This is a genomic window from Streptomyces sp. NPDC005496 (assembly GCF_042872045.1).
In the GTDB taxonomy this organism is placed as follows: domain Bacteria; phylum Actinomycetota; class Actinomycetes; order Streptomycetales; family Streptomycetaceae; genus Streptomyces.
The window spans coordinates 302775-328085 of the sequence record NZ_JBIAJQ010000001.1; the positions used below are offsets into that span (position 1 = coordinate 302775).

General features: G+C 73.1%; 22 protein-coding genes. 10 read left to right on the forward strand and 12 right to left on the reverse strand.

Translation table 11 applies throughout. From position 1 onward, the window contains the following. Positions 1–213 precede the first annotated feature (213 nt). The 4 genes from ACFYQQ_RS01555 to ACFYQQ_RS01570 all read left to right on the forward strand — a co-directional run bounded on the left by ACFYQQ_RS01555 (position 214) and on the right by ACFYQQ_RS01570 (position 3040). Positions 214–1254, forward strand: a complete 1041-nt coding sequence (locus ACFYQQ_RS01555) for a beta-ketoacyl-ACP synthase III (protein WP_355794347.1) — start codon at positions 214–216, stop codon at positions 1252–1254. A 35-nt stretch (positions 1255–1289) separates the two neighbouring features. Continuing rightward, the gene (locus ACFYQQ_RS01560; RefSeq protein ID WP_355794346.1) at positions 1290–1523 is read left to right on the forward strand and encodes an acyl carrier protein; all 234 of its coding nucleotides are present in this window, start codon (positions 1290–1292) and stop codon (positions 1521–1523) included. Further along, positions 1523–2488, forward strand: a complete 966-nt coding sequence (locus tag ACFYQQ_RS01565) for an alpha/beta hydrolase (protein ID WP_356171505.1) — start codon at positions 1523–1525, stop codon at positions 2486–2488. The genes ACFYQQ_RS01560 and ACFYQQ_RS01565 overlap by 1 nt, the downstream gene beginning before the upstream one ends. 108 nt (positions 2489–2596) lie before the next feature. After that, positions 2597–3040, forward strand: a complete 444-nt coding sequence (locus ACFYQQ_RS01570; RefSeq protein WP_388902848.1) for a PAS domain S-box protein — start codon at positions 2597–2599, stop codon at positions 3038–3040. A 111-nt stretch (positions 3041–3151) separates the two neighbouring features. Here the strand turns inward: ACFYQQ_RS01570 and frc are convergent, their stop codons facing one another. Both frc and oxc read right to left on the reverse strand, forming a co-directional pair. Continuing rightward, positions 3152–4408, reverse strand: a complete 1257-nt coding sequence (frc, locus tag ACFYQQ_RS01575) for a formyl-CoA transferase (protein WP_355794215.1) — start codon at positions 4406–4408, stop codon at positions 3152–3154. Positions 4409–4480: 72 nt separating this feature from the next. After that, entirely contained in the window at positions 4481–6232 is a 1752-nt protein-coding gene (gene oxc, locus ACFYQQ_RS01580; RefSeq protein ID WP_356171497.1) for an oxalyl-CoA decarboxylase, read from the reverse strand. A 262-nt stretch (positions 6233–6494) separates the two neighbouring features. On the opposite strand from oxc, the gene ACFYQQ_RS01585 reads away from it, so the two are divergent. Continuing rightward, complete coding sequence (locus ACFYQQ_RS01585) at positions 6495–8087, forward strand: FadD7 family fatty acid--CoA ligase (RefSeq protein WP_388902852.1); 1593 nt, start codon at positions 6495–6497, stop codon at positions 8085–8087. Between the two features lie 10 nt (positions 8088–8097). Here the strand turns inward: ACFYQQ_RS01585 and ACFYQQ_RS01590 are convergent, their stop codons facing one another. The 5 genes from ACFYQQ_RS01590 to ACFYQQ_RS01610 all read right to left on the reverse strand — a co-directional run bounded on the left by ACFYQQ_RS01590 (position 8098) and on the right by ACFYQQ_RS01610 (position 14290). After that, entirely contained in the window at positions 8098–9030 is a 933-nt protein-coding gene (locus ACFYQQ_RS01590) for a LysR family transcriptional regulator (RefSeq protein WP_355794333.1), read from the reverse strand. Positions 9031–9118: 88 nt separating this feature from the next. After that, positions 9119–9304, reverse strand: a complete 186-nt coding sequence (locus ACFYQQ_RS01595; RefSeq protein ID WP_356171491.1) for a formate dehydrogenase subunit delta — start codon at positions 9302–9304, stop codon at positions 9119–9121. A 26-nt stretch (positions 9305–9330) separates the two neighbouring features. Then, positions 9331–12141 carry a formate dehydrogenase subunit alpha gene (gene fdhF / locus ACFYQQ_RS01600; protein ID WP_356171488.1) on the reverse strand — a complete coding sequence of 937 codons (2811 nt, stop codon included), beginning with the start codon at positions 12139–12141 and terminating at the stop codon, positions 9331–9333. Continuing rightward, positions 12138–13814, reverse strand: a complete 1677-nt coding sequence (locus ACFYQQ_RS01605; protein WP_355785020.1) for an NADH-ubiquinone oxidoreductase-F iron-sulfur binding region domain-containing protein — start codon at positions 13812–13814, stop codon at positions 12138–12140. The genes fdhF and ACFYQQ_RS01605 overlap by 4 nt, the downstream gene beginning before the upstream one ends. Next, positions 13811–14290: a formate dehydrogenase subunit gamma gene (locus ACFYQQ_RS01610; RefSeq protein ID WP_355785017.1), complete on the reverse strand. Its 480-nt coding sequence runs from the start codon at positions 14288–14290 to the stop codon at positions 13811–13813. Before ACFYQQ_RS01610 ends, ACFYQQ_RS01605 begins: the two co-directional genes overlap by 4 nt. Before the next feature lie 318 nt (positions 14291–14608). Between ACFYQQ_RS01610 and ACFYQQ_RS01615 the strand changes: the two genes are divergently transcribed. Further along, complete coding sequence (locus ACFYQQ_RS01615) at positions 14609–15298, forward strand: GntR family transcriptional regulator (protein WP_356171481.1); 690 nt, start codon at positions 14609–14611, stop codon at positions 15296–15298. 10 nt (positions 15299–15308) lie between these two features. Here ACFYQQ_RS01615 and ACFYQQ_RS01620 read toward each other — a convergent pair whose 3' ends face one another. From ACFYQQ_RS01620 to ACFYQQ_RS01630, 3 genes are all read right to left on the reverse strand, one after another. Next, a complete protein-coding gene (locus tag ACFYQQ_RS01620) occupies positions 15309–16085 on the reverse strand; it encodes an acyl-CoA dehydrogenase family protein (RefSeq protein ID WP_355795329.1) in 777 nt (258 codons plus the stop codon). 65 nt (positions 16086–16150) lie between these two features. Further along, complete coding sequence (locus ACFYQQ_RS01625; RefSeq protein WP_388902859.1) at positions 16151–16702, reverse strand: beta-class carbonic anhydrase; 552 nt, start codon at positions 16700–16702, stop codon at positions 16151–16153. 259 nt (positions 16703–16961) lie between these two features. Continuing rightward, entirely contained in the window at positions 16962–17501 is a 540-nt protein-coding gene (locus tag ACFYQQ_RS01630) for an EF-hand domain-containing protein (RefSeq protein WP_356171473.1), read from the reverse strand. A gap of 448 nt (positions 17502–17949) precedes the next feature. Here ACFYQQ_RS01630 and ACFYQQ_RS01635 point away from each other — a divergent pair, with 448 nt between their 5' ends. Next, the gene (locus ACFYQQ_RS01635) at positions 17950–18153 is read left to right on the forward strand and encodes a cold-shock protein (protein ID WP_100580096.1); all 204 of its coding nucleotides are present in this window, start codon (positions 17950–17952) and stop codon (positions 18151–18153) included. A 305-nt stretch (positions 18154–18458) separates the two neighbouring features. Continuing rightward, the gene (locus ACFYQQ_RS01640; RefSeq protein WP_388902862.1) at positions 18459–19985 is read left to right on the forward strand and encodes a DEAD/DEAH box helicase; all 1527 of its coding nucleotides are present in this window, start codon (positions 18459–18461) and stop codon (positions 19983–19985) included. 18 nt (positions 19986–20003) lie between these two features. On the opposite strand, the gene ACFYQQ_RS01645 is transcribed toward ACFYQQ_RS01640, so the two are convergent. Together ACFYQQ_RS01645 and ACFYQQ_RS01650 are read right to left on the reverse strand one after the other, a co-directional pair. Further along, positions 20004–20705 (reverse strand): response regulator transcription factor, encoded by a 702-nt coding sequence (locus ACFYQQ_RS01645; protein WP_356171466.1) that lies wholly within the window; start codon positions 20703–20705, stop codon positions 20004–20006. Beyond that, positions 20690–22006: a sensor histidine kinase gene (locus tag ACFYQQ_RS01650; RefSeq protein ID WP_388902866.1), complete on the reverse strand. Its 1317-nt coding sequence runs from the start codon at positions 22004–22006 to the stop codon at positions 20690–20692. Before ACFYQQ_RS01650 ends, ACFYQQ_RS01645 begins: the two co-directional genes overlap by 16 nt. Before the next feature lie 222 nt (positions 22007–22228). On the opposite strand from ACFYQQ_RS01650, the gene ACFYQQ_RS01655 reads away from it, so the two are divergent. Further along, positions 22229–22921: an ABC transporter ATP-binding protein gene (locus tag ACFYQQ_RS01655; protein WP_355794595.1), complete on the forward strand. Its 693-nt coding sequence runs from the start codon at positions 22229–22231 to the stop codon at positions 22919–22921. Beyond that, entirely contained in the window at positions 22918–25296 is a 2379-nt protein-coding gene (locus ACFYQQ_RS01660; RefSeq protein WP_388902870.1) for an FtsX-like permease family protein, read from the forward strand. The genes ACFYQQ_RS01655 and ACFYQQ_RS01660 overlap by 4 nt, the downstream gene beginning before the upstream one ends. The last annotated feature ends 15 nt before the right edge of the window (positions 25297–25311 follow it).

Below are 25311 nucleotides of genomic sequence, written 5' to 3' on the forward strand. Positions count from 1 at the left end.
CATGCGAGCACCGGAGCCGCCGGTGGCCGACCGCACCCGGGCGCCCCCGGTCACCGGAACGGCCGCACACCGACCGGCAGTTGCGCGACCCGCGCCGGACGCCGGTGGCCCGGCCGGACCATCCGCTCCACGAGTGCCGGCCCCGCACCGCGTGCGCGGCCCCGCGATCAGCCCGTTGACAACTTTCCGTTGCCGCTCATGTACGTTGCGTATATGAGTGCCCCAACTACACCGCCTGCCCCCGGTCCTAGCGCCGCCGCGGTCCTGACCGGCGTGGGCTCCTGGCTCCCGCCCCGCCGGGTCACGAACGAGGAGCTGTGCACGCGGCTGGACAGCAGCGACCAGTGGATCCGGGAGCGGATCGGCATCCACGAGCGCCGTCGGGCGGACGAGGCCGTGTCCACCGGCGACATGTCGGTGGAGGCCGGGCGCCGGGCGATGCGCTCGGCCGGGGTGGACACCGTCGACGCCGTGGTCCTCGCCACCACCACCCCCGACCACCACTGCCCCGCCACCGCGCCTGCCGTGGCGCACCGGCTCGGTCTGTCCGGCGCGGTCGCCTTCGACATCACCGCGGGCTGTGCCGGGTTCGTGCACGCCGCGGCCGTCGCCGCCGGGCTGATCGCGGCCGGCAGCGCCCGCCGGGTCCTCGTCGTGGGCGCCGAGACGATGTCCGCCATCATCGACCCCGACGACCGCGCGACGGCCCCCCTCTTCGGCGACGGGGCGGGAGCCGTGGTCCTGGAGGCCGGCACCCCCGGCGGCGACGGCACCCTCGGCCCGTTCGCCTGGGGCAGCGACGGTTCGCTCGGTGACGCCATCGAGATCCCGGCCGGCGGCGCCCGCGAGCGGCACCGGCGTCACTCCGCTCCCCCGGCCGACTTCTTCGTTCACATGCGCGGGAACGAGGTCTTCCGGCACGCCGTGCGCCGGATGACCCAGGCGGCCCGGGACGCGGTCGCGGCGGCCGGCTGGACCCTCGACGAGGTGGACCGGCTCGTCGTCCACCAGGCCAACGGGCGCATCGGCGCCTGCGTCGCCGACGCCCTCGGCATCCCCGCCGAGCGCACCCCGTCCAACATCGACCGGGTCGGCAACACCGCGGCCGCGTCGGTGCCCCTGCTGCTCAACCACGCCGCGGACGAGGGTCGGCTGAAGCCGGGGCACCGCGTGCTGGTGGTCGCCTTCGGCAGCGGTCTGGCCTGGGCCGCCACGACGCTGGTCTGGCCCCCGGGGATCACCGCGGAGCTGTGAGGCCCGTCCGCTCGGTACACAAGGAGACGCACACGTTGCTGGAAGAACTCAAGGGAATCCTTACCACCCAGGCGGGCCTGCCCGCCGGCCCGATCACCCCGGACGCGACGCTGGCCCGCGCGGGCATCGACTCCATGGCGGTGACCGTGCTGTCCATGCATCTGGAGGACCGGATGGGACTGGTGATCCCGGAGAAGGAACTCGCCGGGGTCCCCACGGTCAGCGCCCTGGCGGACCTCATCGCCGGGCGGGCCGCGGAGACCTCGTGATGCCCCCCACCACCACCGCCCCCTGGACCGCACCGCCCTGGATCCCTCCGGAACACACGCGCGAAGAGGTCGTACGGCTGAACTGGCGCGGTCTGCGCTACACCTGCCGCGTCGTCACCTCCGACGCGGCCCCGGTCACCGAGCCCCTGGTGCTGCTCGGCGGCGCGCTGCAGGACATGTACGCCTGGCCCCGGCTGGAGCGCAGGCTCACCGGGCACACCTCGCTGGTGCTGGTCGACCTGCCCGGCACCGGCACCGCGGACGACCTGCCCGCCGAGGAGGGCTTCGACGTCCTCGCCGACGCCGCCCTGCACCTCGCGGACCGCCTCGGCCACGACCGCGTCAACCTCCTCGGCGCCTCCTACGGCGCACCGATCGCCTACCGCGCGGCGCTGCGCCGGCCCGACCGCGTGGCCCGGCTCGTGCTGGTCGGCGCGGCCCGCGGGATGAACCCCCGGCTGCGGGCGCTGTGCGAGGACATGCGGGGTGTCGGCGCCGTCCTCGGCCGGGAGGACGCCGACGCGGAGGCCGCGGTGGAACGAGCCGTCGCGGGGCTGCTCAACACGGCCCGCGCCGACCGGGTGGCGCAGGCGCCGGCCGTGGCCCGGCTGCTGCGGCGGCAGTTCGCGGGGATCACCCCGGCCGAGGCGCGGCGTCACGCCGTCTGCCACGAGCGGCTGGTCGCGGCGGACCCCATCCCGAGCGAGCGCATCGACTCCGTCCCGGCACTGGTGTTCACCGGCGAGCACGACCACACCAGTACGCCCGAGGAGAACCGTGCCGTGGCGGCCTCGATCACCGGGTCGACCTTCCTCCTCGTACGGGACGCCGACCACATGGTGCATCTCGAACGGGAGGCGGAGTACGCGGATCTGCTGCTCCGTTTCCTGACGGACCGTCCCCTCGACGGCCTGCCCTACGGCACGGCGCCGGAGCACCCGGGAGCGCCGGACCCCGCGGACTGACGCGCCCGCTCCCCCCGCCCCGATCCCCCTCCGCACACCTTCCCCGGACGCCGGAAGACTGTATTCTGTATACGACCTCAGTCCGGCGAGCCCCTGCGCGGAGGAACCATGGAAGATCTGAGTCCCGAGGTGGTGCTGGGCATGGCGGCCCACGCACCCGACGGCATAGTGATCATCGACCATGAAGGACTGATCCGGTACTGGAACCGGGGCGCGGAGCGCATCTTCGGGTTCCCGGCGGCCGACGTCGCGGGCCGCAGCCTGGACGTCATCATCCCCGAGCGGCACCGGCAGCGGCACTGGGACGGCTTCCACACGGCCATGGCCGAGGGCGCCACCAAGTACGGGGAGAGCGACCTGCTGTCGGTGCCCGCCGTGGACGCGGACGGCAAGACCCTCTCCATCGAGTTCAGCGTGGTGCTGCTGGCCGATCCCGGCGGCGGCCCCGGCCACGTGGGGGCGGTCGTCCGGGATGTGACCGCGCGGCGGGCCCGCGAGCGGGAGGTGATGCGCCGGCGCCAGGAGCGGGCGGCGGACAGCACCCCGGTCTGACGGCGCGCACGACTCGACCGGCGCACTCCTCACGGGAGGCGCCGGCCGAGTCGTGTGCGCACGCCGATGCCCCGCGCACGGCACGCGCGCGGGGCATCGGAGCGGTACGGGTCAGGCGACGACCCTGCCGGCGTGCAGCTTGCGGATGTCGTCCGCGTCGTAGCCGAGGTCCGCCAGCACCTCGTCCGTGTGCTCGCCCAGCAGCGGCGCCCCGAGGATCTCGGGCTTGAAGTCCGAGAACTTGATCGGGCTGCCCACCGTCAGGTAGGTGCCGCGCTCCTTCTGCTCGACCTCGACGATCGTGCCGCTCTTGCGCATGTCGGGGTCCTCGGCGAGTTCCTTCATGCTGAGCACAGGGGCGCAGGGCACCTCGAACGTGCGCAGGATGTCCACCGCCTCGTACTTGGTCTTGTCGGCCAGCCACTTCTCGATCTCGCCGAAGATGTCCATGATGTGCGGCTGGCGCGCCAGGGCGGTGCTGTACTCCGGGTCCTCGGCCCACTCGGGCCTGCCGATGGCCTCGCAGGTGCGCGCCCAGTTCTGCTCCTGGACGGTGAAGTAGATGTAGGCGTTGGGGTCGGTCTCCCAGCCCTTGCACTTCAGGATCCAGCCCGGCTGCCCGCCGCCGCCCGCGTTGCCGCCGCGCGGCACCGCGTCGCCGAACTCGCCGTTCGGGTACTGCGGGTACTCCTCCAGGTAGCCGACCTTCTCCAGGCGCTGCTGGTCGCGCAGCTTGACCCGGGTCAGGTTGAGGACGGCGTCCTGCATGGACACGGAGACCTTCTGGCCGAGGCCGGTCGCCTCGCGCTGGATGATCGCGGTCAGCAGCCCGATCATCAGGTGCATACCGCTGTTGCTGTCGCCGAGGGCCGAGCCGCTGATGGTGGGCGGACCGTCCCAGAAGCCGGTGGTGGACGCGGCGCCGCCGGCGGCCTGGGCGACGTTCTCGTAGACCTTGAGGTCGTTCCACTTGGAGTCGTCGTTGAAGCCCTTGACGGAGCCGAAGATGAGCCGCGGGTTCAGCTCGGGGAGGCGGTCCCAGCCGAGCCCCATGCGGTCCATGGCACCCGGCGCGAAGTTCTCCACCAGGATGTCCGCCTCGCGGATCAGCTTCTCCATGACCTCCTTGCCCTCGGGGGACTTGGTGTTGATGGCCAGCGAGCGCTTGTTGCTGTTCAGCATGGTGAAGTAGAGGGCGTCCAGGTCGGGGATGTCACGCAGCTGACGGCGCGTCACGTCGCCGCCGTCGATGCGCTCGACCTTGATGACGTCGGCGCCGAACCAGGCGAGCATCTGGGTGCATGCGGGACCGGCCTGGACCCCGGTGAAGTCGATCACCTTGATTCCGGCGAGCGGCTTTTCACTCATCGTGGCTTCCTTCTCGTGGAGGTCTCGTGCGAGGGCGTGCGGTGCGGGAAGGGCTGCGAGGGTCCGGGGCGCTCACTTCTTCGGCGGCGTGATGTTGCCGACGGTGATGCCCTTCGGGTTGAGGTGCGAGATGTGCCCGCTCTCGGTGCCGGCCGAGGGGTCGATGACACAGTCGATGAGGGCGGGGCCGCCCGAGGCCAGCGCCTCGGTGAGGGCCGCGGTGACCTCGGCGGGCGTGGTGGCGCGGTAGCCCTTGCCGCCGAACGCCTCGATCATCAGGTCGTGGCGTGCCGCGGCCATCAGGGTCGTGGGAGAGGGGGCGTCACCGAGGGGGTTCACGTCGTCGCCGCGGTAGACGCCGCCGTTGTTCATGACGACCGTCACGACGGGGAGTCCGTAGCGGCAGACGGTCTCCAGCTCCATGCCGCTGAAGCCGAGGGCGCTGTCGCCCTCCACGGCCACGACCGGCGCGCCGCTCTCGACGGCGGCGGCGATCGCATAGCCCATGCCGATGCCCATGACGCCCCAGGTGCCGCTGTCGAGGCGGTGCCGCGGTACGTGCATGTCGATCACGTTGCGCGCGATGTCCAGCGCGTTGGCGCCCTCGTTGACGAGGTAGGTCTCAGGGCGCTCGCGGAGGACGTCGCGGACCGCCTTCAGCGCGCCCATGAACTGCATCGGGCTGGGGTCGGCCGCCAGGCGCTTCGCCATCTTGGCGACGTTCTGCGCCGAGCGGGCCGCCAGCTCCTCCCGCCAGGCCGCCGGGGCCGCGATCCGGCCGGGCTTGGTGCGTTCGGCGAGCGCGTCGAAGACCGACTCGATGTCGCCGACGAGCGGGGCGGCGATGGGCTGGTTGCTGTCCATCTCCCGGGGCTCGATGTCCACCTGGATGAACCGGGCGTCCGGGTTCCACTGCGGTGCCTCGCCGTGACCGAGCAGCCAGTTGAGGCGGGCGCCGACGAGCATCACGACGTCGGCCTTCTTCAGCGCCAGCGAGCGGGCGGTGGCCGCCGACTGCGGGTGGTCGTCGGGCAGCAGCCCCTTGGCCATCGACATCGGTACGTAGGGCACGCCCGTGGACTCGACGAACTCGCGGATCCGCTCGTCCGCCCTGGCGTACGCGGCGCCCTTGCCGAGCACCACCAGCGGCCGCTCGGCGCCGGCGAGCAGCTCGATCGCGCGGTCCACCGCCTCGGGCGCGGGCAGCTGGCGGGGCGCGGGGTCGACGAGCCGGCTCAGCGTCCTCGCGCCCTCCCGCGCGTCCATGACCGAGCCGAGCACCGCGGCCGGGATGTCCAGGTAGACGCCGCCGGGGCGGCCCGATATCGCGGTGCGCAGCGCACGGGCGATCCCGCGGCCGATGTCCTCCACGCGGCTGATCCGGTACGCGGCCTTGACGAACGGCTGCGCGGCGGCGAGCTGGTCCATCTCCTCGTAGTCGCCCTGCCTGAGGTCCACCAGGTGCCGTTCGCTGGAGCCCGAGATCTGCACCATCGGGAAGCAGTTGGTGGTGGCGTTGGCCAGCGCGACGAGGCCGTTGAGGAAGCCCGGCGCGGACACCGTCAGGGCCACCCCGGGCTTCTTGGTGAGGAAGCCGGCGGCCGCCGCCGCGTGTCCCGCGTTGCTCTCGTGGCGGAAGCCGAGGTAGCGGATGCCCTGGGCCTGGGCGAGGCGGGCCAGGTCGGTGATCGGGATGCCGACCACCCCGTAGACGGTGTCGACGTCGTTCATCTTGAGCGCGTCGACGACCAGGTGGTACCCGTCGGTGAGCTCGGTCGGAACGTCGGCTGCTGCCGCGGTCTCCATGGACGAGGGGGCGGTCATGATCGGAGGTCCTCCTTGGGCAGGTCCTGCCGGTGCGGCTACTGCTCTCACCTTCGGTAGCGCGCGCGTCCGCGTCCAAGACCCATCGGCGACCAGCCGATAAACAGCGTCTATCGACGGCAGGTGGCGCGCCGCTGCCAGGCCCCGCAACTCCCTTGATAGACGGCCGCTATCGGCCGTTCGCCAGTGGGTATTGGACGCGCGCCGCGCACCGCCGCAGGCTCGCAGAGGACTGCTTCACCGAGCGCGGGGAGATGGGGTCATGGCCGTTCCGGCAGCGGCTTTCGAGCGCGGCGCCGACCGGTACCGGACGCCCGGCGTCACCGGGCTCACCGACCTCCTAGACCGGCATGTGCGCGAGCGTCCGCACGCCGGGGCGCTGATCGTCACCGGGGAGCGGGTGCGGCTGTCGTACCGGACCCTGGACGCGCTCGCCGACGAGGTGGCGGCGCGGCTCGGCGGCACGCGGCTGCGGCGCGGCGACGCGGTCGGCCTGGTCTGCGCCGACACGGCGGAGTTCGTCGTCGCGCTGCTGGGCGCGGCGCGGGCCGGTCTCGTGGCCGCGCCGGTCGACCCCGCGCTGCCCGGACCGCGGCTGTCGGCCCGTCTGGAGGCCCTGGGCGCGCGGGCCGCCCTGGTGGGACCGCCCGCGTCGGGCGCGCCGGCGGTGGCGCGGGCCGGTGTCCCGGTCTGGCCGCTGCGGGTGGACGTCGCCCCGGGCGGGGCGGCCACGGTCGCGCTCGACACCGGCGCGCGCCCGCTGCCCCACGCCGGGGGCGCGGCGCACGAGCTGACGGACGGGGACGCCCTGGTCCTGTTCACCGCGGGCACCACCGACCGGGCCAGGATGGTCCCGCTGACCCACGCGAACGTGGCGGCGTCGGTGCGCAACATCTGCGAGGCCTACGCGCTGGGGCCCGCCGACGCGACGGTCGCGGTGATGCCGTTCTTCCACGGGCACGGGCTGTTCGCCGGGCTCGTGTCGTCGCTGGCCGCCGGGGGCTGCGTGCTGCTGCCGGAGCGGGGCCGGTTCTCGGCCCGGACGTTCTGGGACGACGTACGGGCGGCGGGCGCCACCTGGTTCACCGCGGTCCCGACGGTCCACGAGATCCTCCTGGACCGGTCGGCGGACGGGTTCCCGGTCCCGCAGGCGCCGCCCATGCGGTTCGTCCGCAGTTGCAGCGCGCCCCTGAACGCCGCGACGCAGCGGGCGCTGGAGCGAACGCTCGGGGTGCCGCTGCTGTCCGCGTACGGGATGACGGAGTCCACGCACCAGGCGACGAGCGAATCCCTGCCCCAGCACGGGTCGTTGCGGCAGGGCACGGTGGGCCGGCCGACCGGCGTGGACGTCCGGGTCGTCGCCCCCGACGGGCGGACCCGGCGGGCCGGCACGGAGGGTGAGGTGTGGGTGCGGGGACCGACCGTCGCCCGCGGCTATCTCGGCGACCCGGCGGAGACCGCGCGGTGCTTCACCGACGGCTGGTTCCACACGGGCGACCTGGGGCTGCTGGACGAGGACGGCTGCCTGACCCTGACCGGGCGCATCAAGAACCTCATCGTGCGCGGGGGCGAGAAGATCTCCCCCGAGTACGTGGAGGACGTCCTCGCCGGATGCCCGGGGGTCGTGGAGGCGGCGGTGTTCGCGGTGCCCGACGCCAGGTACGGGCAGCGGGTGGGCGCCGCCGTGGTCGTACGCGAGGGCGAGTGCCTGGAGTCCGCGCACATCCTGGAGTACGCGCGCGGCCGGCTGGCGTCCTTCGAGGTGCCCGAGCGGCTGCACGTCGTCGCCACGCTGCCGCACACCGCCAAGGGCGCCCTGGACCGGGGCGCGGTGGCGGCCCGGTACGCGGGGTGAGCCCGGGCGGTCACCGTACGCGGTGCTCCGGCGGCAGCGGCTGGTCGAAGAAGTCGTCCAGCGACAGGCTTGTCGCCGCGTTGACGAAGGCGCGGGCGGCGACCGAACCGGGGGTCGCCGCGTGGATGGCCACCGAGACCTGGGCGCCCGCGGCCGGTTCGACCAGCCGCAGCGCCCGCGTCCTGCCGACCACCGGCATCGCCCGCAGCCAGGTGTGGGGCACGATGCTCGCCCAGTCGCCGACGCCGACGTGCGCGTAGAGGGAGGCGATCGAGTCCGTCTCGACCTGCGGGGTCACCACGAACCCCTGGGCCGCGAAGACCGAGTCGATGATCTGCCGGATACGCATGTCGGGGGTCAGCAGCGCCAGCGGCAGCTGCGCGGCCTCCGCCCATGTCATCACCGAGGCCTGGGAGGTCAGCTGGTCGCCGGAGACCAGCAGCGTGTACCTCTCCTCGTACAGCGGGACGACCTGGAGGCCCTCCTGGTCGCCGGGATCGAACTGGGCGATGGCCACGTCCAGTTCGTAGTCGCGCAGCTGGCGGTGCAGCTCCTTGGTGGACAGCCGCGAGCGGACCTGCACCTTGGCCAGCGGGTGGGCGGCGCAGAACGCGGCGACGGGCAGCGCGAGGGTCGTGGAGGCGGTGGGGTCGGTGCCCAGCCGCAGTGTCCCGGTGATCCCGGACTGGACGGCGGCCACCTCGGCCTTGAACGCGTCCTGTTCGGCGAGGATCCGCTTGGCCCACACGACGAGCCGCTCGCCCTCGGGAGTGAGGCCCTGGTAGTTGTGGCCGCGGTTGATCAGCGTGACGTTCAGTTCCCGCTCCAGCTTGGCGATCGCCGCCGAGAGCGCGGGCTGCGACACGTAGCAGGCCTCCGCCGCCCGGGCGAAGTGCCTCTCCCTGGCCACCGCCACGAAGTACTCCAGCTGGCGGAACAGCATGCACGACTCCTCTCACCGGGGCCGGCCCAGCCTACCCAGCGCGCGCCGCCCCCGGCCCGCGCGAGTACCGCGGGCCGGGGGCCTGGCGTCAGGGGCGCAGGAGCCCCACCGCCGCGACGACGAGGGGGTCGAGGCCGTCCGCTCCGGCGTCGACGAACGCGTGGAGCCGGCTGCGCATGCGCGGGTCCCAGAACCGGTCGATGTGCCCGGCGACCGCCCTCGCGGCCTCCTCCCCCGGCAGGTGCCGGAGGTTCGCCGCGATGTCGTTGGCCATCCGGCGCTCCGGCGGGACGCCGGCGGTCACCGGTCCACCGCCGCGGCAGGCACGCCGTCCCCGGCGGGCTCCGCGCCGCGCGGCGCGAGGCCCACCTGCACCGCGGTCACCTTGTACTCCGGGCAGTTGGTCGCCCAGTCGGAGTTCTCGGTGGTCACCACGTTGGCCCCGGTCACGGGGTGGTGGAACGTGGTGTAGACGACGCCGGTGGGCATCCGGTCGGAGATCTCCGCGCGCAGCGTCGTCCGTCCGACGCGGCTGGCGAGCGTCACCATGTCGCCGTCGTTGATGCCCCGCACCTCCGCGTCGTGCGGGTGCAGTTCGAGTACGTCCTCGGGATGCCAGGCGACGTTCGCGGTCCGGCGGGTCTGGGCGCCGACGTTGTACTGGCTGAGGATGCGGCCCGTGGTCAGGACCAGCGGGAAGCGCCGGGTGCTGCGCTCGTTCGTCGGGACGAAGGAGGTGACGACGAACCTGCCCTTGCCGCGCACGAACTCGTCCACGTGCATGACGGGAGTCCCCTCGGGCGCCGACTCGTTGCACGGCCACTGCACGCTGCCGAGCTTGTCGAGCACCTCGAAGGAGACGCCGGTGAAGGTGGGCGTGACCGAGGCGATCTCGTCCATGATCCGGCCCGGGTGGTCGTAGGACATGGGGTGGCCCATCGCCGTGGCGATCTCGCTGACGATCTGCCACTCGTGCTTGCCGGTCTTCGGCTTCATCACCGCGCGCACCCGGTTGATCCGGCGCTCGGCGTTGGTGAACGTGCCGTCCTTCTCCAGGAAGGAGGCGCCGGGCAGGAAGACGTGCGCGAACTTGGCCGTCTCGTTGAGGAACAGATCCTGGACGACGACCAGTTCCATCGCCCGCAACGCGGCGGTGACGTGCTTGAGGTTCGGGTCGGACTGGGCGATGTCCTCGCCGTGGACGAAGAGCCCCCGGAACGTCCCGTCGATCGCGGCGTCGAACATGTTGGGGATGCGCAGCCCCGGTTCGGCCAGGATCGTGCCACCCCACAGGTTCTCGAAGACGGTGCGTACGGCGTCGTCGGAGACGTGTCGGTAGCCGGGCAGTTCGTGCGGGAAGGAGCCCATGTCGCACGAGCCCTGCACGTTGTTCTGGCCGCGCAGCGGGTTCACGCCGACGCCGTCGCGGCCGATGTTGCCGCACGCCATCGCGAGGTTGGCCATTCCCATGACCATGGTGGAGCCCTGGCTGTGCTCGGTGACACCGAGGCCGTAGTAGATCGCCCCGTTGGGCGCCTGGGCGTACAGCCGGGCGGCGGCCCGCAGTTCACCGGCCGGGACGCCGGTGACCGGCTCCACGGCCTCGGGGCTGTTCTCCGGCAGCGCGATGAACTCGGCCCACTCGTCGAAGCCTTCGCAGCGGCGGTCCACGAAGTCCCGGTCGACCAGGCCCTCGGTGACCACGACGTGCGCCATGGCGTTCACCACGGCGACATTGGTGCTCGGCCGCAGCTGGAGGTGGTGGCGCGCCTCGATGTGCGGCGAGCGCACCAGGTCGATCCGGCGGGGGTCGACGACGATGAGTTCCGCGCCGTCGCGCAGGCGCCGCTTCATCCGCGAGGCGAACACCGGGTGCCCGTCGGTGGGGTTGGCCCCGATCACCATGATGACGTCGGCCTGGGCCACGGAACGGAAGTCCTGAGTGCCGGCGGACTCGCCGAAGGTCTGCTTGAGCCCGTAGCCCGTCGGGGAGTGGCATACCCGGGCGCAGGTGTCCACGTTGTTGTTGCCGAAGGCCGCGCGGACCATCTTCTGGACGACGTAGACCTCCTCGTTGGTGCACCGCGAGGAGGTGATGGCGCCGACCGAGTTCGGCCCGTACGCCGCCTGGAGCTCGCGCATCCTGCGGGCGACCGTGCCGATCGCCTCGTCCCACTCGACCTCGCGCCAGGGGTCGGTGATGCGCTCCCGCACCATGGGCTTGAGCACCCGGTCGGGGTGCGTGGCGTAGCCGAACGCGAAGCGGCCCTTCACACAGGAGTGGCCCTCGTTGGCGCCGCCGTCCTTGTGCGGCACCATCCGCACGAGTTCGTCGCCGCGCAGCTCGGCCTTGAAGGAGCAGCCGACCCCGCAGTAGGCGCAGGTGGTCACCACGGACCGGGTCGGCATGCCGAGTTCGACGACCGACTTCTCCTGGAGGGTGGACGTCGGGCAGGCCTGGACGCAGGCCCCGCAGGAGACGCACTCGGAGTCCATGAAGCTCTCGCCGGCGCCCGCCGCCACCTTGGACTCGAAGCCGCGCCCCTCGATGGTCAGCGCGAACGTGCCCTGCACCTCGCCGCAGGCGCGTACGCAGCGGGAGCACGCGATGCACTTGGCCGGGTCGAAGTCGAAGTAGGGGTTGGACGTGTCCTTCTCGGCGTCGAGGTGGTTCTCGCCCTCGTAGCCGTACCTGACCTGCCGCAGTCCCACCACGCCCGCCATGTCCTGCAGTTCGCAGTCGCCGTTGGCGGGGCAGGTGAGGCAGTCCAGCGGATGGTCGGAGATGTACAGCTCCATGACGCCCTGGCGCAGCTTCTCCACCTTGGGCGTCTGCGTGCTGACCCGCATCCCGTCCGCGACCGGCGTGGTGCAGGACGCCGGGGTGCCGCGCCGGCCGTCGATCTCCACCACGCACAGCCGGCAGGAACCGAACGGCTCCAGGCTGTCGGTGGCGCACAGCTTGGGTATGTCGATGCCGGCGAGCGCGGCGGCGCGCATCACCGAGGTGCCCTCGGGGACGGTGACGGGCAGGCCGTCCACCTCCACCGAGACCGTGGCCGCCCCGGGCTTCTCCGGGGTGCCGAAGTCGGGTTCCTTGAGCAGTGTCATGCCGTGCCCTCCGTCCTGGCGCCGGTCGTGTGTACGGGTCGGATCTCCAGGACTCGGCGGCGAGCGAGGAAATCGTCGGGGAAGTGCGCGAGGGCGCTGCGCACGGGCATCGGCGTCAGTCCGCCCATGGCGCACAGCGAGCCCTCGGTCATCAGGTCGCAGAGGTCCTCCAGCAGCGCCAGGTTCTCCTCCCGGTGCTGCCCGGCCACGATCCTGTCGATCACCTCGACGCCGCGGACCGAACCGACGCGGCAGGGCGTGCACTTGCCGCACGACTCCTCGGCGCAGAACTCCATCGCGAACCGCGCCTGGGCCGCCATGTCGACGGAGTCGTCGAAGACCACGATGCCGCCGTGGCCGACCATGGCCCCGGCGGCGGCGAACGCCTCGTAGTCCATCGGGAGGTCGAACATCGACGTCGGCAGGTACGCGCCGAGCGGCCCGCCGACCTGCACCGTGCGCACGGGGCGCCCGGAGAAGGTGCCGCCGCCGTAGTCCTCGACGAGTTCGCGCAGGGTGACGCCGAACGCCGTCTCGACGATGCCGCCGTGCGCGACGTTGCCGCCGAGCTGGAAGACCTGGGTGCCGCGCGAGCGTTCCACGCCGAGGTCCTGGTAGGCGTCGGCGCCCTCGGCGAGGACGACGGGCACGGTGGCGAGGGTGAGCACGTTGTTCACCACGGTCGGTTTCCCGAACAGCCCCTCGACGGCCGGGATCGGGGGTTTCGCGCGGACGGTGCCGCGCTTGCCCTCCAGGCTCTCCAGCATGGAGGTCTCCTCGCCGCAGATGTACGCGCCGGCACCGACGCGGACGTGCAGGTCGAAGTCAAGCGCGGAGCCGAGGATGCCTCGCCCGAGCCAGCCGTGCTCGCGCGCGACACCGATCGCGGCGCGCATCGTGGCCACGGCGTCGGGATACTCGGAGCGGATGTAGAGGTAGCCCTCGCTCGCGCCGACCGCGTGGGCGGCGATCGTCATGCCCTCGATGAGCATGAAGGGGTCGCCCTCCATGACCATGCGGTCGGCGAAGGTGCCGCTGTCCCCTTCGTCGGCGTTGCAGCAGACGAACTTCAGCTCGTCGGCGCACTCCAGCACGGTCTTCCACTTGATCCCGGCCGGGAAGCCGGCGCCGCCCCGGCCGCGCAGTCCGGAGCGGGTCACCTCGGCGACGACGTCGGCGGGGGCGAGTGCCAGCGCCGCGCGCAGTCCGGCGAGGCCGCCGTGGTCCAGGTAGTCGCGCGTGGACAGCGGGTCGGTCACGCCGACCCGGGCGAAGGTGACCCGTGTCTGGCGGGCCAGCCAGGGCAGTTCGTCCACGACGCCGAGCCGCAGCGGGTGGTCCGCGCCGTCCAGCAGACCGGCGGCGAGCAGATCCGCCACGTCCTCGGGGGCCACCGGCCCGTAGCCGACCCGGCCGTCCGGGGTCGCCACCTCGACGAGGGGCTCCAGCCAGAGCATGCCGCGTGATCCGTTGCGTACGACGTCGATGTCCGGCCCGCCGTCCGGGGCGGCCTGCCGCAGGGCGTCGGCGACCTCGTCCGCGCCGACGGACCTGGCCGCCGAGTCGCGGGGGACGTAGACCGTCACGGCCGGGCGCCGTTCGCCGCGCGTGGCGGTGTCCTGGGTGACAGGGTCCGTGGAGCCCGTCGTCCCGCCGCCCGTCGAGTCCTTCATGATGAGACCGCCCCCTTGAGGATCGAGCCGAGCCGGGCCGTGCCCACGCGGCCGTGCAGCCGTCCGTCGACCTCCACGGCGGGCCCCAGCGCGCAGTTGCCGAGGCAGAAGACCTGCTCGACGGTGACCGAGCCGTCCGCGGCCGTCTCCCCCAGGGCCAGTCCGGCCTCGCGGACGTAGCCCACCAGGCGGTCGGCGCCCAGGGCCTGGCACGCCTCGGCGCGGCAGATGCGGACCGTCGTGCGGCCCGCCGGCTCGCGGCGGAAGTCGTGGTAGAAGGTCACCACCCCGTGGACGTCCGCCCGGGAGAGGTTGAGTTCCTCGGCGAGGACGGGGACCGCCTCCTGCGGCACATGCCCCAACTCGGCCTGTACGGCGTGCAGTACGGGCAGCAGCGAACCGCGCTGATCCCGGTGACCGGCCACGAGTCTGCGGACCACGCTCTCGACCGTCACATCACTCCCGCTGGTCGTCATGATCGCTTCGCCTTCCGTCTCCTGCGGATCCGCGGGGTCCGTGACCGACGAACAGAGCCGCTCTTCCCAGCGATGCTGGCGGGACATCGCGACCATACCCCATACAGACTTCTGTATACAGAAGCCCGACGAAGAAGGTTCACCCAGAGCCTCCAGGGGCCGATGTGGCTCCACTCCCCGGCCTTGAGCGCCGCTCAAGGCACTCGCCATCTTGCATACGAAAACCTGTATGCTCGCCCTGCCCGCCGACCGTGAGCGCACGGGCGGCCACCTCTGGCAGAGCCGCCGGCCCACCGGCCGTCGGCGGAACGGGGAACCATGCGCGAGGCCCTGTCGGCTGCGGCGTCCCGCCGCGTCGCCCGCCCGGCACCGCTGCGCCAGGCCGTCTACGACGCCCTGACCGAGCTGATCGTCAACGGCTCCCTCAAGCCCGGCCAGCACCTGGTCGAGGCCGAGCTGGCCGAGCACCTCGGCGTCAGCCGCCAGCCGGTGCGCGAGGCGCTGCAACGCCTCCAGACCAACGGCTGGGTCGATCTGCGCCCCTCCCAGGGCGCCTTCGTGCACTCCCCCACCGAGGAGGAGGCGGCCCAACTCCTCGGCGTACGCGCCGTGCTGGAGACGTACTCGGCCCAGCTCGCCGCCGAGAACGCGAAGCCCGAGGACGTCGAGCGCCTGTGGGAGCTCCACCAGGAGGGCGTCGACGCGCTCGCCGCCGGGGACGTCGACCGGCTGGTCGCCGCCAACACCGCGCTGCACGCCTGCCTCACCGCGGTCGCCGACAACGCCGTACTGGCCGACCTGATCTCCCAGGTGGGCCAGAAGGTGCGCTGGTACTACACGCCCATCGCGCGGCCCCGCGGCAAGGAGGCGTGGAACGAGCACGCCCAGCTCATCAAGGCCATCGCCAAGGGTGACGCGGACCGGGCTAGCGAGATCATGCGCAGGCACACCCAGCGCACCACCGACTTCTACCGCAAGCAGATCGCCGCCGGCCCGGAGCAGGACTGACCGCGCGTCCTCAGGACGGCGCGAGAGTGCCGACGGCCGGAGTGCGGGTGTCGGCCACCGCGTGGTCGTCGGCGGCGGTGCGCAGTTCGAGCAGCCAGGGCGTGACCGTGCGCACCACGATGTCCAGCCCACCGCCGTCCGGCCCGAGCATCGCGTCGGCGGGGACGAGGACCGGATCGGCGCACACGGTCGAGGTCGCGCTGCCTCGGGGCCCCGGCCCGCCGGGCCGGGCGGGGACGAACAGGTCGGGGGCGTGGGCCGGGACGGTCCACAGGGTCAGGCCGTCCGGCGCGGCCAGCGGCAGGGACGACCACACGTAGCTGTCGGCCTCGCCCGCCGCGACCACCCGCCGCTTGTGCGCGCGCAGGGCGACGACCTCGCCGGTGCGGACGGCCGTGGGGCCACCGGACCGCGACTCGCCCCGCGCAGTCGGCTGTTCGTCCCCGACCTCGGCCAGGGCGAGGCTGCTGAGGTGGCGTCCGGCGGCGATCTCACGGCGGAGCCACGGGCTGCCGTACGCCTCGACGACCGCGACGGCCGCGTAGTGGGACCGCAGCACGGCGGCGGTCGCCGGGCAGACGCGCGCGACCTCGGCCACCACCTCGGCGGCCTCCGGCAGCCCGCGCCCGCCGCCGCCCGACTCGGCGGAGACGGTGAGGCCGAGCAGCCCGGCCCGCCCCAGTTCCGTCACGGCGCCGCGGGGGAACCTCCCCTCGGCTCCGGTCCGGGCGGCACCGGGCGCTATGACGGTGCTGAGGACGTGGGTGAGCGTGGTGCGGTACGACACGGGGCGACCCCCTCGGGAGTGGTGTGCGGGTCCGCCGTCGGACGGCGGCCCGGTCGGGCGAGGCGTCAGACCCGAGGGTCGACCTCTTTCAGCAGGCCCGTCCTGACGTCGAAGACGAAGCCGCGTACGTCCTCGGTGTGCGGCAGGAACGGTGAGGTGCGCACGCGCTGCATGGACTGCCGTACGTCCTGCTCGACGTCGGCGAAGGCCTCCACCGCCCAGGCGGGGCGCTGGCCGACCTCCAGCTCCAGGTCGTGCCGGAAGCCCTCGGTGAGGGACTCCAGACCGCAGCCCGTGTGGTGGATGAGGACGACCGCCCGGGTGCCGAGGGCGCGCTGGCTGATCGTGAGGGAGCGGATCACGTCGTCGGTGACCACGCCGCCCGCGTTGCGGATCGTGTGGCAGTCGCCCAGTTCCAGGCCGAGAGCGGCGTGCAGGTCGAGGCGGGCGTCCATGCAGGCCACCACGGCCACGCCCAGCACCGGCCGGGCGCCCATGCCGGGGTCGGCGAAGCTCGCGGCGTAGACCCTGTTGGCCTCCACGAGCCGCTCCGTGACCGGCACGTCGTCGACGGCGGTCCCGGCGGTTCGCGTGGGGCGGTGCGCTGAAGTCGACATGGTGGGTTACCTCACTCGGGTCGGATCGGAACCGCGTCACCGTCGAACGGAGAGCAAACTGCATACAGTATGGAGTAGTCAGTATTCTGGAGCGGGTCGGCGGTGTTGTCCAGAGGTCCGCCGCGGTTTCCACGGACGCGGGCGAGCGGGCGGCGCGACGCGGGCGCCCCGAGGGCGCTTCAGCCCCCGCACAGACCGGAAGGCCGCCCGGCGCGGGCGGCCTTCCGGCGGACGACGCCGACGGGGCGACGAGTACTCCCTAGGCGGGGAACCGGCCGCAGAGATAGTTGCCGGGTTCCGTCGGCTCGTCGCTGATCCAGTACTGGCGCCACAGCGACGCGAACCGCTCGCGGCCGAGGTGGCCCTCGCCCTGCGGATCGAGCAGGTCGAAGACGCCGGTCAGGTCCATGGGCCGCCCCGTCCAGGTCTCGACCAGCGCGCGGTGCTCCTGGGGGGAGATACGGCCGTCACCGTCGGCGTCCACGACATCGAAGAGGGTGTCGGCGGTCGCCGTGACGGCGTCGGCCATGGCCGGCAGCCGGTCGACGAGGGCGAGCATCTCGCCGAGATCGACGGAGCCGTCCCCGTTGGCGTCCCCGGCCATCAGGAGCGCCGCCCACCAGCCCATGAGCAGCGTCTCCACCCGGCCGCGCAGCTGCGTGCCGGGCTCCACCCCCGGCAGTCGGCTCCAGCGGGCGACCAGCTCCGTGAAATCGCCCTCGCGCAGAAAGCCGTCACCGTCCGCGTCGAACGCCGCGAACATCCCCCGCAACTTGCGCTCCTGGAACGTACTGGCCATGAGCGGCCTCCCCTCGACACCGGACCGGACGGCGGATCCGCCTGCCGCGGCCGCCGCCGTGTGCCTTCCCCAGCCGCCCCCACAGCGCGCCTCGGCCACCTCGGGCACATCTGCGCGAAAGGTCACCTCGGCCTGCCCGTCGCGGAGATCCATCGCGCCCGCCGCACCGGCAGCGCAGGAAATATGCGCCGCCGAAGTGAGAAATACGGCCTCAGGGCACGACACGACGCTCCGAAAGTCGTACTTGCCGCGCCCCCAAGCGCACATCATGCTAGGCTCAATCTCAGTTGCAGTTGTGGTTCCCGTAAACTTCAAGTGCCTTGGACGACATATCGTCGTCGGGCACTTTTGTATTTCCGGTGCTGTTTTTCCGGACGGGGTTCATTACGGCGACGCCGGGGTCCACACAGTGCGGGCCCCTGGGCACAGCCCCGAAGGAGAATTAGACATGGCTACTGGCACCGTTAAGTGGTTCAACGCGGAAAAGGGCTTCGGCTTCATCGAGCAGGAGGGTGGCGGCCCGGACGTCTTCGCCCACTACTCGAACATCGCCGCCCAGGGCTTCCGCGAGCTCCAGGAAGGCCAGAAGGTGAACTTCGACGTCACGCAGGGCCAGAAGGGCCCCCAGGCGGAGAACATCACTCCCGCCTGACGCTGACAGCGCACTAGACAGCTGGGGCCCGCACCTCGCGGTGCGGGCCCCAGCTTGTCGCTTTCCCGGGTGTCCCGCCGATGTACGCAGGGTGAACCGCGTACCTCCGGGCCTCGGGCACGGGGCCGCGGACGCGGGCCGGTCGTCCATTCCAGTGGATTTCCGGCCCTCTTCCGCCGGCCCCTCCGTCTTCCCGCGCCGGGCGACCGGCCGGGTTTTATTTGCATTCGGCTCGTTCTTGCAATTCGTTCGGCCCACGGCTGCCGAGAATTCCTCGATACGTGCCATATCGAGGAAGGTTCTCCATGAACCGTTCAGCTCGCACGAACGACCGTTACTCCGGAAAGCGTAAAGACGGCTTCGCCGGTTCCGACCGGGGTGCCCGCTTCCGCCCGCAGGGCCAGGGGCGTCCCGTCACCCGTCCGGACGGCTCCGGGCGCCGCCCCTCCGCACCGCAGGGTGAGTTCGCGCCGCCGGTAACCGTCACGCCCGCTCTCCCCGCCGTCACGGCGTTCGGGGAACTCGATCTTCCCGCCGAGCTGCTCGGGAAGCTCACCGAGCTGGGCATGCACGAGCCGTTCCCCATCCAGGCCGCCACGCTGCCGAACTCCCTCGCGGGCCGTGACGTGCTCGGCCGCGGGCGCACCGGGTCCGGCAAGACGCTCGCGTTCGGCCTCGCCCTCCTCGCCCGTACGGCCGGTCAGCGCGCCGAGGCCCGCAAGCCGCTGGCCCTCGTGCTCGTCCCCACGCGCGAGCTGGCCCAGCAGGTCACCGACGCGCTCACGCCCTTCGCCCGGCTGCTGAAGCTGCGGCTCACCACCGTCGTCGGCGGGATGTCGATCGGACGCCAGGCCAGTGCGCTGCGCTCGGGCGCCGAGGTCGTCGTCGCGACCCCCGGCCGCCTCACCGACCTCATCGAGCGCAAGGACTGCCGTCTGGACCGGGTGAGCATCACCGTCCTGGACGAGGCGGACCAGATGGCCGACATGGGCTTCATGCCGCAGGTCACCGAGCTGCTCGACCAGGTCCGCCCGGACGGCCAGCGCATGCTGTTCTCCGCGACGCTGGACCGCAACATCGACCTGCTGGTCCGTCGCTACCTGAACGACCCGGTCGTCCACTCGGTCGACCCGTCGGCGGGCGCGGTCACCACGATGGAGCACCACGTGCTGCACGTGCACGGCACCGACAAGTACGCCACGGCCACCGAGATCGCCGCCCGTGACGGGCGCGTCCTCATGTTCCTCGACACCAAGCACGCGGTCGACCAGTTCACCCGGCACCTGCTGAGCAGCGGGGTGAAGGCCGCGGCGCTGCACGGCGGCAAGTCGCAGCCCCAACGCACCCGTACGCTCGCCCAGTTCAAGTCCGGTGGCGTCTCGGTGCTGGTCGCGACCAACGTCGCGGCGCGCGGCATCCACGTCGACGACCTCGACCTCGTGGTGAACGTGGACCCGCCGGCCGACCACAAGGACTACCTGCACCGCGGCGGCCGTACCGCCCGCGCCGGGGAGTCCGGCAGCGTCGTCACGCTGGTGACGCCCAACCAGCGCCGTGACATGAGCCGCCTGATGTCCGTGGCGGGCATCCGGCCGCAGGTCACCCAAGTGCGGTCAGGCGAGGCCGAGTTGAGCCGGATCACCGGGGCGCAGACGCCGTCCGGGGTGCCGGTCGGCGGCGCCCCGGTCATCGAGCGTCCGAAGCGGGGCGGCACCCCGTTCCGCGGCATGGGCACCCGCCCGGGCCGCGTCGGCGGCGAGTCCCGCCGGGCCACCGAGGCCCGCCAGACCGCCGAGGCCCGCAAGGCCGCCCGGATCCGCCGGGGCGTCTAGCCGCCGCGGGGTGGCGCGTCAGGCGGGCCCCGCGGGACCGCCCGGGGAGATCAGCCCCGTCTCGTAGGCGAGGACGACGGCCTGGACGCGGTCGCGGAGGCCGAGCTTGGACAGGATGCGGCCCACGTGTGTCTTGACCGTCGTCGGGCTGAGGAACAGCCGCTCCGCGAGCTCCGCGTTGCTCAGCCCCGTCGCCAGCAGGCGCAGCACCTCCAGTTCGCGCGGGGTCAGTTCGGACAGGTCGCTGTGGACGCCGGGCGTCGGCGCCTCCTCCCGGTGGGCGAAGCGTTCGATGAGCCGGCGGGTGATGGCGGGCGCGAGCAGGGCGTCCCCGGACCGCACCAGGCGTACGGCGGCCACCAGATGCTCCGGGGTGACGTCCTTGAGCAGGAACCCGCTCGCGCCCGCGGTCAGCGCCGCGTAGACGTAGTGGTCCAGGTCGTACGTGGTGAGGATGACGACCCGGGTCCCCGCCAGGCCCGCGTCGCCCAGGATGTGCCGGGTGGCCTCGATGCCGTCCATGTTCGGCATCCGGATGTCCATGAGGACGACGTCGGGCCGGGTGCGGCGGACGGCGGCGACGGCCTCGGCCCCGTCCGCCGCCTCGGCCGTCACCTCGATGCCGTCGGCGGCCAGGATCATCCCGAAGCCCGTGCGGACCAGGGCCTGGTCGTCCGCGATGACCGCGCGCAGCGCCGGCTCGTTCACGCGGTCCGCCACGGCACCCGGGCCTTGATCCGGTAGCCGCCGGCGAGGGTCGGGCCGGCGGTGAGGTCGCCGCCGTAGACCGCCAGGCGCTCACGCAGTCCGATCAGCCCGCGGCCGTTGCCGTCCACCGGCGGACGGTCCTGTGCCCCGCCGGTGTCGACGACCTCGATCTCCAGGCGGTCGTCGGTGTAGCCGATCACGACCGACGCCTCGGCGCCCGCCGCGTGCTTGAGCGTGTTCGTCAGCGCCTCCTGCACCACCCGGTACGCCGTGAGGTCCACGCCGGGCGGCAGGGGGTCCGGGGGCAGCGAGACCGCGACGCCGACCGGTGTCCCGGCCGCGCGGACCTGCACGACCAGGGCGTCGAGCCGGGCCAGACCGGGCTGCGGTTCGAGGCCGTCGGCGGGGGTCTCGGCGCGGCCCGCGTCGGGTCCGGCGAGCAGGCCCATCACGTGCCGCAGTTCCGCCATGGCGGCCCGGCCGCCGGCCTCGACCGCCAGCAGCGCCTCCTTCGAGCGCTCCGGCGCGGCGTCCATCACCGTACGGGCCGCGCCCGCCTGAATGACCATCACGCTCACATTGTGGGTGACGACGTCGTGGAGTTCGGCGGCGATCCGGGCGCGTTCCTCCTCCACCGCCCGGCGCATGGCCTCCTCCTGTCCCTGCTGCAACGCGGTGAAGCGTTCCCGGCTGGCGGCGAGCCGGCTCTGCCAGAAGCGGACCAGACCGGCCAGCACCCCCGCGACCAGCAGCACGACCGCGGGGCTCGACCATCCCGGAAGCATGGGTTCCGTCTCCCGGAACGCGAAGGCCGCGAGGACGGCGGCCACGATCAGCCCGACCGTCGCGCGCGCCCGGTGGCGGCTGTGGACGACCGCGCCGTAGGCCGCGATGACGCAGGTCAGCACGTTGATCCAGGAGGCGTCGTCCCCGATGACCAGCGCGGCGCCGAGCACCACCGTGAACACGGCCAGCGGACGGCGGCGCATCGCCGCCAGCGGCAGCGCCGACAGCACGACCAGCGCCCAGTGCGCGGTGGGGGGCCGCTCCTCCAGCAGCGGCCCTCCGGGGGCCGGGGGCAGGGGCGGCTCAGGAGGGACCGGAGGCATCGGGCCGTAAGCGCCGCCAGGCCCGACCCGTACCGGTCCGTCGCCGGGGTAACGCGCCGCCACGTACAGGGCGATGACGGTCAGTACGACCGCCAGCGCCACGTCCGCGTAGACGGCGCGCCTCGGCGGCGGGGGCGGCTGCCCCTCCGGTGCGAGCGCGTCCCGCAGTCGTCGCCGCCACGCCGGTCGGCCGTCCGTCTCCATCCGGTCATTGTGGAGCCCGCTCCCCCGGCGCCGCGTCCGCCTGTGCGACCGGACCTCCGTACCCGGGGAGTACGCCGCAGGGAGGACCCCGCGCCGGGTCCTCCGCGGGGAGGGCCGGATGTCGGTGCCGCGGCCGACGCGCCCCCGGCCGTCCGGCCCCTACGTTCACCTGGCCGGCACCGCACGTCCCGTACCGACCGATCCGAAGGACGGACCACTCCCATGACCCAGGTGATCCAGCTGGAGGGCGCCGCCAAGCGCTACGACAGCGCCGGCGCACCCGTGCTCGGCCCGCTCACGCTCTCCGTGGACCGGGGCGAGGCACTCGCCGTGACCGGCCCCTCCGGCAGCGGCAAGTCCACGCTGCTGAACCTCGTCGCGGGCCTGGACCAGCCGACCGCGGGCACGGTGACCGTGGCCGGGCGGCGGATCGACGGGCTCGGCGAGCACGCGCTGGCCCGCTTCCGGCGCGAACACGTCGGCATGGTCTTCCAGTTCTTCAACCTCCTCGACGACCTCACCGTCGCCGACAACATCCAGCTTCCCGCCCAGCTCACCGGAACCTCCCGGCGGACGGCGGCGGCCCGGGCCGCGGAACTCATGGAGCTGCTCCACATCCACCAGCACGCCCGCGCCTACCCGGGACGGCTCTCCGGCGGCGAGCGCCAGCGGGTCGCGGTGGCCCGGGCACTGGTGAACCGGCCCGCGCTGCTCCTCGCCGACGAGCCGACCGGCGCGCTGGACACCGCCTCGGGACAGGACGTACGGGACCTGCTGGTGGACCTGCACCAAGGCGGCCAGACCGTCGTCCTGGTCACGCACGACCTCGCGCTCGCCGAGGCCTGCGCGAGCCGCACGATCCACCTGGTCGACGGGCACCTCGCCCTCGACTCGCGGGCGGAGGCGGTCCGTTGAGCCCCCTCGGCACCGGCGCGCTCGGCCGCGTCGTACGGTCCGGCGTGGGCCGGCGGCGCGTGCAGACGGTGGTCGTCGCGGTCGCCACGATGATGGCGGTGGCCTCGGCCGTGGTCGCCGGCTCGCTCATGGTCGCCGCCCACGCGCCCTTCGACCGGGCCTTCGCCCGACAGCACGGCGCACACCTGACCGCGCATTTCGACCCGGGGAAGGCGAGCGCGGACCGGGTAGCGGCCACCGCACGGCAGGAGGGCGTCGGCGCGAGCGCGGGACCGTACCCCGCCACGACGGTCAGCCCGGTGGACGAGGGCGGCGGTCATCTGCCGCGCCTCACCCTGGTCGGGCGGTCCGCGCCGCACGCCGACGTGGACGATCTGGACCTGACGTCGGGCCGCTGGGCGGCCGGGCCCGGCGAGATCGTGCTCTCCGCGTCCTTCGCCGGCCCCGCCTTCAGACTCGGCACCGTGCTGCGCGCCTCGGACGCGGCGGACGGCAGGGCGCTGACCGTCGTCGGCCTTGCCGTGTCGACGAGCAGGACCGCCGACGCCTGGGCAACTCCCGCTCAGGTCGAGGCACTTGCCTCGGCGGACAACCCGCTCACCCGTCAGATGCTCTACCGGCTGGACTCCGCGGGCACGAGCGCGGACCTCACCGCCGGGCTGAAGCGGATCGCCGCCGCCGTGCCGTCCGGGGCGCTGCTGGGCAGCCAGTCCTACCTGGACACCAAGCGGGAGAGCGACCGGGGCGCGGCGCCGACCATCCCGTTCCTCGTCGCCTTCGGTGTACTCGGCATCGTCATGTCGGTGATCATCGTCGGCAGTGTCATCGGCGGCGCCGTCGGCACCGGCCTGCGCAGGATCGGCATCCTCAAGGCGATCGGTTTCACACCGCGCGAGGTGGTGCGCGCCTATGTCGCGCAGGCGCTGATCCCGGCGAGCGCGGGTATCGCCCTCGGGGTGGTGCTGGGCAACCTGCTGGCCGTGCCGCTGCTTCAGGACACCGAGCAGGCGTACGGCGGCGCCTCGCTGTCGGTGGCGTGGTGGGTGGACGTCGTGGTTCCGGCGGCGGCGCTGCTGGTCGTCGCGCTCGCGGCGCTGGTGCCGGCGCTGCGGGCCGGGCGGCTGCGGACGGTCGAGGCCATCGCGGTCGGCCGGGCGCCCAGGACCGGACGCGGCCGGTGGGCCCACCGGGCGGCGGGGCGGCTCCCGTTGCCGCGGGCCGTGACCTACGGTCTCGCCGCCCCCTTCACGCACCCGGTCCGCGCGGCGGCGCTGCTGCTGGCGGTGTCCTTCGGGACGGTCGCCGCGACGTTCGCGGTCGGACTCACCGCGTCGCTCAACGCGGTCGGCGACGCGCAGGACCCCGAGGACCGGGTCGCGGTCACCGTGATCACCGGCGGCGGCGCGCCCCGCGACGGGAGTGGGCCCGTCCGCAGGGAGAAGGACGGGACGCCGGGGCCGGCCGCGGACCCGGCGCGGGTACGTGCCGCCGTCGAGGCGCAGCCCGGCACGGCCTCCGCGTACGGCACGAGCGAGGTGGACGTGAGCGCGACCGGTCTCGCCGGCCCGACGCGGGCCACCCTCTACGAGGGCGACTCCGGGGACGCGGGCTACGAGATGATCTCCGGGCACTGGATCGAGCGCGCCGGGCAGATCGTCGTGCCCACGCGTTTCCTGGAGAAGACCGCGACCGCAGTCGGTGACTCGGTGCGGGTGACGTACGCCGGGCGGACGCGGGCGCTGCGGATCGTCGGCGAGGTCTTCGACACGTCGGACGGCGGTCTGCGCGTCCACGCGCGGATGGCCGACTTCGCCGGCGCCGAGCCCCAGGTGTACCAGGTCGACGTGAAGCCGGGCGTCGTCCCCGCCGAGTACGCCGCGAAGCTGGCCGCGGTGGTACGTCCGCTGGGCGGCGACGCGATCGCCGGCACCCCCTCGGAGCGGGAGAACATGATCCTGCTCCTGGAGGCGATGGCGGGCCTGCTCACCCTCATGCTGGTCTCCGTGGCCGGCCTCGGGGTGCTCAACTCCGTCGTCATCGACACCCGGGAACGCGTCCACGACCTCGGTGTCTGCAAGGCGCTCGGCATGTCGCCGCGGCAGACCGTGGGGCTCGTCCTCGCCTCGGTGGGCGTGATCGGCGTGCTGGGCGCCCTGCTCGGCGTACCGGCCGGACTCGCGCTGCACGGCCATGTCCTGCCGGTGATGGGACGCGCCGCGGGCACCGGACTCCCGCCGTCGGTCCTCGACGTCTACGCGCCCTGGCACCTGGCCCTGCTGGGCCTGGCCGGTCTCGCGATCGCCCTCCTCGGCGCGCTGCTCCCGGCGGGCTGGGCGGCCCGGACCCGTTTGGCGACGGCACTGCGCACGGAGTAGGCGTGGGCGGTGGTC

Coding starts and splice junctions, on each gene's coding strand:
- ACFYQQ_RS01615 (WP_356171481.1), top strand. CDS start 14,609: ATGCGCGAGGCCCTGTCGGCTGCGGCGTCCCGCCGCGTCGCCCGCCCG.
- fdhF (WP_356171488.1), bottom strand. CDS start 12,141: ATGACACTGCTCAAGGAACCCGACTTCGGCACCCCGGAGAAGCCCGGG.
- ACFYQQ_RS01585 (WP_388902852.1), top strand. CDS start 6,495: ATGGCCGTTCCGGCAGCGGCTTTCGAGCGCGGCGCCGACCGGTACCGG.
- ACFYQQ_RS01565 (WP_356171505.1), top strand. CDS start 1,523: ATGCCCCCCACCACCACCGCCCCCTGGACCGCACCGCCCTGGATCCCT.
- ACFYQQ_RS01625 (WP_388902859.1), bottom strand. CDS start 16,702: ATGTCGACTTCAGCGCACCGCCCCACGCGAACCGCCGGGACCGCCGTC.
- ACFYQQ_RS01630 (WP_356171473.1), bottom strand. CDS start 17,501: ATGGCCAGTACGTTCCAGGAGCGCAAGTTGCGGGGGATGTTCGCGGCG.
- ACFYQQ_RS01635 (WP_100580096.1), top strand. CDS start 17,950: ATGGCTACTGGCACCGTTAAGTGGTTCAACGCGGAAAAGGGCTTCGGC.
- ACFYQQ_RS01610 (WP_355785017.1), bottom strand. CDS start 14,290: ATGACGACCAGCGGGAGTGATGTGACGGTCGAGAGCGTGGTCCGCAGA.
- ACFYQQ_RS01655 (WP_355794595.1), top strand. CDS start 22,229: ATGACCCAGGTGATCCAGCTGGAGGGCGCCGCCAAGCGCTACGACAGC.
- ACFYQQ_RS01590 (WP_355794333.1), bottom strand. CDS start 9,030: ATGCTGTTCCGCCAGCTGGAGTACTTCGTGGCGGTGGCCAGGGAGAGG.
- ACFYQQ_RS01555 (WP_355794347.1), top strand. CDS start 214: ATGAGTGCCCCAACTACACCGCCTGCCCCCGGTCCTAGCGCCGCCGCG.
- ACFYQQ_RS01640 (WP_388902862.1), top strand. CDS start 18,459: ATGAACCGTTCAGCTCGCACGAACGACCGTTACTCCGGAAAGCGTAAA.
- ACFYQQ_RS01595 (WP_356171491.1), bottom strand. CDS start 9,304: ATGGCCAACGACATCGCGGCGAACCTCCGGCACCTGCCGGGGGAGGAG.
- frc (WP_355794215.1), bottom strand. CDS start 4,408: ATGAGTGAAAAGCCGCTCGCCGGAATCAAGGTGATCGACTTCACCGGG.
- ACFYQQ_RS01570 (WP_388902848.1), top strand. CDS start 2,597: ATGGAAGATCTGAGTCCCGAGGTGGTGCTGGGCATGGCGGCCCACGCA.
- ACFYQQ_RS01605 (WP_355785020.1), bottom strand. CDS start 13,814: ATGAAGGACTCGACGGGCGGCGGGACGACGGGCTCCACGGACCCTGTC.
- ACFYQQ_RS01650 (WP_388902866.1), bottom strand. CDS start 22,006: ATGGAGACGGACGGCCGACCGGCGTGGCGGCGACGACTGCGGGACGCG.
- oxc (WP_356171497.1), bottom strand. CDS start 6,232: ATGACCGCCCCCTCGTCCATGGAGACCGCGGCAGCAGCCGACGTTCCG.